General features: G+C 63.7%; 6 protein-coding genes and 1 pseudogene. 2 read left to right on the top strand and 5 right to left on the bottom strand.

From position 1 onward, the window contains the following. Positions 1-1,018 (top strand): annotated as a pseudogene (locus tag EOB59_RS36170) (hypothetical protein); the annotation flags it as partial. A 68-nt stretch (positions 1,019-1,086) separates the two neighbouring features. On the opposite strand, the gene edd reads toward EOB59_RS36170, so the two are convergent. From edd to zwf, 3 genes are all read right to left on the bottom strand, one after another. Further along, positions 1,087-2,910: a phosphogluconate dehydratase gene (gene edd, locus EOB59_RS11005; RefSeq protein ID WP_128288358.1), complete on the bottom strand. Its 1,824-nt coding sequence runs from the start codon at positions 2,908-2,910 to the stop codon at positions 1,087-1,089. Between the two features lie 73 nt (positions 2,911-2,983). Further along, positions 2,984-3,700 carry a 6-phosphogluconolactonase gene (gene pgl / locus EOB59_RS11000; RefSeq protein WP_127807882.1) on the bottom strand — a complete coding sequence of 239 codons (717 nt, stop codon included), beginning with the start codon at positions 3,698-3,700 and terminating at the stop codon, positions 2,984-2,986. Then, positions 3,682-5,151 carry a glucose-6-phosphate dehydrogenase gene (zwf, locus tag EOB59_RS10995; protein ID WP_128288357.1) on the bottom strand — a complete coding sequence of 490 codons (1,470 nt, stop codon included), beginning with the start codon at positions 5,149-5,151 and terminating at the stop codon, positions 3,682-3,684. The genes pgl and zwf overlap by 19 nt, the downstream gene beginning before the upstream one ends. A 314-nt stretch (positions 5,152-5,465) precedes the next feature. Here zwf and EOB59_RS10990 point away from each other — a divergent pair, with 314 nt between their 5' ends. Continuing rightward, positions 5,466-6,212, top strand: coding sequence for an SDR family oxidoreductase (locus EOB59_RS10990; protein ID WP_127807881.1), 747 nt, complete (start codon positions 5,466-5,468; stop codon positions 6,210-6,212). Positions 6,213-6,224: 12 nt separating this feature from the next. Here the strand turns inward: EOB59_RS10990 and EOB59_RS10985 are convergent, their stop codons facing one another. Then, on the bottom strand, positions 6,225-7,049 hold the full coding sequence (locus EOB59_RS10985; RefSeq protein ID WP_128288356.1) for an SH3 domain-containing protein: 825 nt from the start codon (positions 7,047-7,049) through the stop codon (positions 6,225-6,227). A 262-nt stretch (positions 7,050-7,311) separates the two neighbouring features. Continuing rightward, entirely contained in the window at positions 7,312-8,598 is a 1,287-nt protein-coding gene (locus tag EOB59_RS10980) for an FAD-binding oxidoreductase (protein ID WP_128288355.1), read from the bottom strand. Positions 8,599-8,664 lie beyond the last annotated feature (66 nt).

Raw genomic sequence — 8,664 nt, 5'->3', positions numbered from 1 at the left:
TGAACCGGCTCCTGCGCCAGCGCCCGCGCCGGCCAAACCGGAATTCAATTTCCTGCCGATAGCAGTGCTTGCCGAGGGCGGCGATCCCGTCACCGACGGCAACGCCTGGGAAATCTACAAGGCCAAACCCGACGGTACGCGCGGCGACTACGTCAGCACCGAATACGGCGCCTACAAGGCCAATCTGGAACCGGGCGACTATATCGTCGTGGCCAGTGACGGCCAGGCCAAGACCGAGCAGAAGGTCAAGATCGAGGCCGGCCAGGTCTACAAGCCGCTTTTCAACTTGAATGCCGGCACGCTCATCATCCACCCGCGACCGAGCGCGGGGGCGGATGTCGTCGATGGCGCGGCTGTCGTCATCGACTATCCTGGTGCTGACATGCCCGCCACCTTCTATGGGACGACGAAAGCCGTGTTGCCGGCCGGCGACGAGAAAGTGACTGTCACGATCGGGCAGGGCGTGGCTACCGAGACGATTCCGCTGGCTGCCGGCAAGACCGTGGAAAAGGACATGATTGCCGGTGTCGGCCATGTCGTTGCCAATGCTTATTATGCTGCCGGCGGCGACAAGGCGGACGGTTCGGGCATCGGCTTCAAGGTCACGAAGGCGAAAACGAAGATCGACGGAACCAGGGACGAGGTGACCTATGCCTACGGACCCGACAGCAAATTCGATCTGCCGCCCGATGACTATGTGTTGATTGCGACGGTTGATCTCGCCGTCGTCGAGCAGCCGTTCACTGTCAAGGTGGGCGAATTTCAGGATCTGAAGGTCGCAATGAATGCCGGCGTGCTGGCGATCACCGCGCCCGGAGCCTCGAAGATCGAGATTTTCGAGGCCAAGAAGGACATCAACGGCAACCGCAAGTCGCTTGGCTATGCATTCGACCAGAAGTATCAGGCAGCGATCCCGGCGGGCGACTACGCCGTCGTTTCGGAGAAACCCGACAACAGTTCGAAAGAAGGCAACGTGACGGTCAAGGCCGGCGAGCGAGCCGAGCTAACCGTGCAATAGAATCGTATGCACAACCGCAAGAGGGCGGCCATGTGCCGCCCTTTTTCATGAACGACGCAGAACTGCCGTCAAGCGGTGCCGAAGGCGCTGGCGCCATGGTCGGCGCGGCCGACCAATTGCCGGAAGCCGGCAAACAGTTCGCGGCCGAAGCCGAACTCGTTGCCGATAAGATCGGCATCCGCCGTCCGGCGCAAGGCGAACTCCCCGGCCGGCACCAGGACTTCGAGTGTGCCGGCTTCGGCGTCGAGCCGGATGATGTCGCCTTCGTGGATCCTGGCGATAGGACCCTCCTCGACCGCCTCCGGCGTCACATGGATCGCCGCCGGCACCTTGCCGGAGGCGCCAGACATGCGCCCGTCGGTGACCAGCGCGACGCGCTGGCCGCGATCCTGCAGGATGCCGAGCACGGTGGTCAGCTTGTGCAGTTCCGGCATGCCATTGGCCTTCGGCCCCTGGAAGCGGATGACGGCGATGAAATCACCGGTCAGCGTGCCTGCCTTGAACGCATCGTTCAGCCCTTGCTGGCTGTCGAAGACCCTGGCCGGCGCCTCGATGATACGCCGCTCCGGCTTCACCGCGGAAGTCTTGATGACGGCGTGGCCGAGATTGCCTGACAGCACCTTCAGGCCGCCGGTCGCCTGGAATGCCTTGTTGAACGGCGCCAGCACCTTTTCGTCGCCGCTTGCCTTCGGCGAGGCCTCGCGCACCACGCTGCCGTCGGCGCCGAGCTTTGCCTCGACCGCATAGGGCCGCAGGCCTTCGCCCCACACCGTCTGCACGTCCTCATGCAGGATGCCTTCGTCGAGCAGTTCGCGGATCAGGAAGCCGAGCCCGCCGGCGGCGTGGAAATGGTTCACGTCGGCGAGGCCGTTCGGATAGACCCGCGCCAGCAGCGGCACGGCTTCCGAAAGGTCGGAAATATCCTGCCAGGTGATGGCTATGCCGGCCGCCGCCGCCATGGCGATCAGGTGGATGGTGTGATTGGTCGAGCCGCCGGTGGCGTGCAGGCCGACGATGCCGTTGACGATCGAGCGCTCGTCGATCATCCGGCCGACAGGCGTATAGGCGTTGCCGAGCGCGGTGATCGCCAGCGCCCGCTTCGTCGCCTCGCGGGTCAGCGCCTCGCGCAGCGGGGTGCCGGGATTGACGAAGGAAGCGCCCGGCGTGTGCAGGCCCATGATCTCCATCAGCATCTGGTTGGAATTCGCCGTGCCGTAGAAGGTGCAGGTGCCCGGCCCATGATAGGATTTGGACTCGGCTTCCAGCAGTTCGGCGCGCCCGGCCTTGCCCTCGGCGTAGAGCTGGCGGACCTTGGCCTTCTCGTCATTGGGCAGCCCGGTCGTCATCGGTCCGGCCGGGATGAACACCGCCGGCAGATGGCCGAAGGTGAGGGCGGCTATCACCAGCCCCGGCACGATCTTGTCGCAGACGCCGAGATAGACGGCGGCGTCGAACATGTTGTGCGACAGGCCGATCGCGGCGGCCATGGCGATCACGTCGCGCGAAAACAGCGACAGCTCCATGCCGGGCTGGCCCTGGGTGACGCCGTCGCACATCGCCGGCACGCCGCCGGCCACCTGCGCAATGCCGCCGGCTTCGCGTGCCGCGTCCTTGATCAGCGCGGGGAAGGTCTCGAACGGCTGATGCGCCGACAGCATGTCGTTGTAGGAGGTGATGATGCCGAGGTTCGGCACCTTGTCGGCGCCCAGCGCGAGCTTTTCCGAGGAGCTGCACACCGCAAAGCCGTGGGCGAGATTGCCGCACGACAGCACAGCCCGGTTGGCGGTGCGGTTCGATGCCTCGGCAATGCGGCCGAGATAACGCTCGCGGCCCGGCTTTGAGCGCTGGCGGATGCGTTCGGTGATGGCTTCGATGTCGCGTCTGGCGGTCATGGCGGTCGGTCCTTTCAGGCGAGGTCCCGGAAACATCCTCCCGCCGTTTGCCGGGACCAGAGTAAATCGAGATTCAGGGGGCCCAGAAAACCTCTACGGGCTTATGCGCTGCGTCGAGCACGGCGCGGATTGGCTTTCGCGGCCCGGGCGCAACCGCGCCGTCGAAGGCGATACGCTTGTCCTCACCCTCTATGTGCAGCGCGATGAAGCCGGCTTCGACGATGCGCGCCAGCGACAGGGTCAGCCGCGGCTCGCCCGCACTTGCCGCATGAACCGGCAGCACGATCCTGTCGGAAGACGGGTCGAGCAGCGTTGCCAGATCGTCGGCATCGGGAAAGAACGAGGCGGTGTGGCCGTCCGGCCCCATGCCGAGCACGACGACATCGAGCGGCCATGGCAAGGACCGGAGCGCTGCATCATCGGACGAGGCCGCATCCTCGATGCTGGTGGCTTCGTGATAGAGCGGCACGAAACGAGCCGCCTTGGCCGCGTTCTGCAACAGGTTGGCGGTCACCAGCCCGGCATTGGAGCGTGGCGAAGAGGCCGGCACGAAACGCTCGTCGACCAGCGTCACGATCACCTTGTCCCAGGCGATGGGTATCGCTGAAAGGGCGGCGAAGAATTTTGCCGGCGTGGTGCCGCCGGAGACGGCGAGCAACCCCGTGCCGCGCTCGGCGATCGCCTTGGTGAGTCTGCCTGCAGCATGACCTGCAAGGGCGGCCGCCAGTTCCTGGCGCCCGGCGAAGCCGTTCCAGCTGTAGGCGGCGCTGTTCAATTGCTCTCGTGCCATGTCCGCCCGTCACGCTCGATCAGTGCTATCGAGGCCGATGGCCCCCAGGTGCCCGCCGTGTAGCCCTGCGCCTCCTGCCTGGCACTTTCCCAGGCATTCTGGATCGGGTCGATCCATTTCCACGCCGCCTCGACTTCGTCACGGCGCATGAACAGGGTCTGGTTGCCACGGATGACGTCCATGATCAGCCGCTCATAGGCGTCCGGTGCGCGGCCGTCGAAGGACTGCGCAAAACTCATGTCGAGCGAGATCTGGCGCAGCCGCATGCCGCCCGGGCCCGGATCCTTGATCATGATGAACTGCTTGACGCCTTCGTCCGGCTGCAGCCGGATGACCAGCTGGTTGGCGAAGATCGGTCCGGCGCTGTCGCCGAAGATCGAATGCGGGATCGGCTTGAATTCGATGACGATTTCCGAAACCCGCGTCGCCAGCCGTTTGCCGGTGCGGAGATAGAACGGAACGCCCGACCAGCGCCAATTGCCGATCTCGGCCTTGATGGCGACGAAGGTTTCGGTGTTGCTGTCCTTGCCGAGTTCCTCGACATAGCCTTTCACCGGTCCGCCGGCCGAAGCCCCGGCGCGATACTGCCCGCGCACGGTGTGCTTTGGCGCCTCGTTGCCGTTGATGCGCTTCAGTGCCCGCAGCACCTTCAGCTTTTCGTCGCGCACGGCGTCGGCATCCATCGACGATGGCGCTTCCATGGCGACGAGGCACAGCAGCTGCAGCATATGGTTCTGCACCATGTCGCGCAGCGCGCCGGCCTTGTCGTAATAGGTGACGCGGTCTTCCAGGCCGACGGTCTCGGCCACGGTGATCTGCACATGGTCGATGTGGGCTGAATTCCACAACGGCTCGTAGAGCGCGTTGGCGAAGCGCAGCGCCATCAGGTTCTGCACCGTCTCCTTGCCGAGATAATGGTCGATGCGGAAGATCTGGCTTTCGTGGAAGTCGTCGCCGACCAGGTCGTTGAGCTTGCGTGCCGAATCGAGGTCGCGGCCGATCGGCTTTTCCAGCACGATGCGCGAGTTCGGCGTGATCAGATTGTGCTCTTTCAGCTTGTGCGAGATGTCGCCGAACAGCGCCGGCGCCACCGCCAGGTAGAAGGCTCGAATGCGGTCGCTGTCGCCGATCGCTTTCTTGAGCTTGTCGAAGCCGGCGCCGCTCGTCGCATCGGCCGAGACGTAGGATAGTCGCGCCAGGAAAGTCTTCAGTTCCTTGGCGTCGATGTCGGCCGGTTTGACGTGCTCGGAGATCGCCTGTTTGGCGAAGGCCTGGAATTCTTCGTCGCTCATTTTCGAGCGCGATGTGCCGATGATGCGTGTCGGCTCCGAAAACTGATGGTCGCGCTGGCGATAATAGAGCGACGGCAGAAGCTTGCGTTCCGACAGATCGCCGGTGCCGCCGAAAACGATGAAGTCGAAAGGCTCGACGGGGATGATCTGGCTGGTCATGGTCTGTCCGCTTTGACGCCGGTCGCTGTGACGCGGCTGATATAATCTAATCGATTTAAATTTTCCAGTGCCATGGTGTCACATCTGGGTGTATGCGCCTGCCCCTTGACAGTCCGATGACCCGGAGGCTTGTCGAAGGCGCGGCTCCGGAAGCCTTCGCAGTTGCAGCATAGAGCGGGATCGACGCGAAAGCCAAAGGAGAAATCAGCGATGGCTCCACATCTTTCGGCCAATCCAGTCAGAAGCCGTGGCTTTGCGCGGATGAGCGCCAATGACGTGCCCGTTGATCGTCACCAATAGTGAGCGGAAAAAACATGCGTCTGGAAAACAAGGTTGCGATCATCACCGGTGCTGCGTCGGGTTTTGGCGAGGGCATCGCCAGGCGCTTTGCGCAGGAGGGCGCCAGGGTCGTTGTCGCCGACCTCAACGCCAGGGGCGCGGAACGCGTCGCCGGTGAGATCGGAGAAGCGGCGATCTGGACCCAGACCGATGTCTCGCTGCGCTCCGAATTCGACGAGATGGTCTATGCCGCCAAAAGCGCCTTCGGCCGCATCGACATCATGGTCAACAATGCCGGCTATACCCATCGCAACGGCGACATGCTCAATGTCGACGAGGACACCTTCGACCTGATAACATCAGTCAACATGAAGGCGATCTATCACGCGGCACTCGCCGTGGTGCCGATCATGGAGCGGCAGGGCGGCGGCGTCATCCTGACCACGGCCTCCACCGCGGGTCTGCGGCCGCGCCCCGGCCTCACCTGGTACAACGCGTCGAAAGGCTGGGCGATCACCGCCACCAAGTCGATGGCGGTCGAACTGGCGCCGAAGAACATCCGCGTCAACTGCCTCTGCCCGGTTGCCGGCGAGACCGGCATGCTGGAGAAATTCATGGGCGCCGACACGCCCGAAATCCGCGAGAAGTTCCGCGCATCGATCCCGCTCGGCCGGCTTTCGACGCCGCTCGACATCGCCAATGCCGCACTCTGGCTGGCCTCGGACGAAGCCGCCTTCATCACCGGCGTGGCGCTGGAGGTCGATGGCGGCCGCTGCATCTGAAAGTGCCAGGCGTCACGCGCCGGTCTTGATGTAACTCTTGTAGATCCAGCCGGTCTTGCCGTTGTAGGTGATCTGGCACCATTGCTTGCAGCTCTTCACCTGCACCGAGGTTTTGGCTGGCACCGTACCGATGGCGGCGGCATTTTTCTTCGGGCCGCTTCGCATGGTCACGGCCCTCAGGATGCGCCCTGTTCCGGCGGCTGCGGCTTTCCTTGGCTTCGCCTTGGCTTGGCTGTCATCGCCCTCTGCCGCTGGCTCTTGCGGCTGCACCGCGGGGATGGCGGCAGTTTGTGCGCCGTCGGGGTGGTTGCCCGCGGCTGCGCTGGGCGCGGCTACCTTGGCAAGTTCGGTGGCGGCATCGGTATCGGCTGCCGGCTGTGCAAATGCCGCCGCTTGCTTGTCCGCTGCCTTGGGAGCGGTCGAATCGGACGCGGTTGCTTCCTTTGGCTGGGAACCGGTCCAGCGCGGGTCATTGGCGGCAAGTGCGGGGATATTGGCTTGCGCGGCCGCCACGGTTGTCGGAATTGCGTCGGACTTGCGCGCCTCCGGCACGGCTGCCGCAGCGACCGCGGCCCCAACCGGGGTTATTTTCGTCGTCTTCACCGGAACGGTTGGAATGGTCTGCTCGGGGCTCGCTGCCGCTTGCCTGTCGCTGGCCGGCAATGCTAGCCACAGCGCCACGGCGGCGACGCTAAGCAACGCGGCGGTGCCGATCGCGGCGATCACCAGATGCGAGTTCGAACGGACTTCCTGCCAGAAGGAGGGCCGCATGTCGTATCCGAACTGCATGGCAAAGCGCCGACGTTCCGGCGTACCGAAACTGAAGGGCTCTCTCACTCTTGCCACCTCCATAAGCGGGCCGACGTTCTTTCAGTCGGTGCCGGAAGTCCGGCGTCTGATCCGCATAGGTCCCAAAAACAACGCGGGCAGTCCCGCAACAATCCCCGAACAATCGCCCAGAACCGGCAGCTTTCGCCTGCGATTGTGGCATCAGTACGCCATTATAGGGGATTCTGCGCCTTTGCGGGAAATTGCGCAATGCGTCGCACGGGCAACAAATGTTACAATGAATATTACAATATTACATCAGGTCGGTCGGCTAGATCCTGTCCCGCAACGCAAACCAGTTGAGCGCCAGGAACAGCAGCGGCGTGCGGAAGCGTCGACCGCCGGGGAAGGGCGGGATTTTCAGATCCTCGATCAGCTTCAGCCGGTCGCGGTTGCCGGCAACGGTTTCAGCATAGAGTTTACCGAAATAGTTCGACAGCATGACGCCGTGGCCGGAATAGCCGCCGGCCGAGATCACATTGGGCATCACTTCGCGCACGAAAGGCTTTCTCGGCACAGTGATGCCGACATAGCCGCCCCACCCATGCGTGATCTCGACATCCCTGAGTGCGGGGTAGAGTTCCGCGATCTGGCGGCGGATGTGAATGTGGATATCCTTCGGATCGTTGACGCCATAAACCTCGCGTCCGCCAAACAGCAGCCGCCCGTCCTTCGATTTGCGGAAATAGCGCACGACGAAGCGCGAATCGTCGACCGCCTCGCCGCCCGGCAAAACGTTCGAACGCGCTCCCAGAGGCACGGTCGCACCGATGAAGGAACCGATCGGCATGATGTGCGCGGCACTCACCGGCTCGAGCGTACCGCCATAGGCGTTGACCGCTATCAGGCATTTCTGCGCCGTCACCGTCCCCCTCGGTGTCGAAACCTTGACCTTGCCGCCACTGGACATGATGCCGGTCGACGGCGACCCCTCGAACAGCTGCGCGCCTGCAAGCGCTGCCACCCGCGCCGTGCCGATCACCAGCTTCATCGGATGGATGTGCCCTGTGCCGGTATCGCGCGTGCCGCCGAAATAGGCGGTCGAGCCCAACCGCTCCGCCGTCTCCCTGGCATCCATGAACGAGATATGCGGGTAGGCAAAACGGCTCGCCATGATCTCGGCATGCGCCTTGTAGTCGTCGACATAGCGGGGCTTGTGCGCCACCGAGAGCTGGCCCGGCATATAGTCGATATCGATCTGGTTGGCGGCAGTGAATTCGAGGAGATGCGCCTTGGCCTCTTCGGCAAGATCAAACAGCGCCTTGGCGCGGGCCAAGCCATACTCGGATTCCAGGTCCTCGGCCCAAGCGCGCTGGCCGGTGCCGAGCTGCCCGCCATTGCGCCCCGAGGCGCCATCGCCGAAGCGGTACGCGTCGATCAGCACGACATTGGTGCCTGCCTTGGCCAGATGCGCCGCCGCCGACAGCCCGGTGAAGCCGCCACCAATGATGACGACATCGCATGTCCGGTCGCGATCCAGTCCGGGATATTCGGGCCTCGGTCCCGCCGTGTCCTCGTACCAGGAACGGCCGGGGGAAATTGGGGATTGGTAAGGCATGATGCTCGCAGGGAGTAGGGGAATAGGGGAATAGGGGAATAGGGGAATAGGGGAATAGGGGAATAG

This window comes from Mesorhizobium sp. M7A.F.Ca.MR.176.00.0.0 (assembly GCF_004023165.1).
In the GTDB taxonomy this organism is placed as follows: Bacteria; Pseudomonadota; Alphaproteobacteria; order Rhizobiales; family Rhizobiaceae; genus Mesorhizobium.
This window is presented reverse-complemented; position numbering and strand designations above follow the sequence as displayed.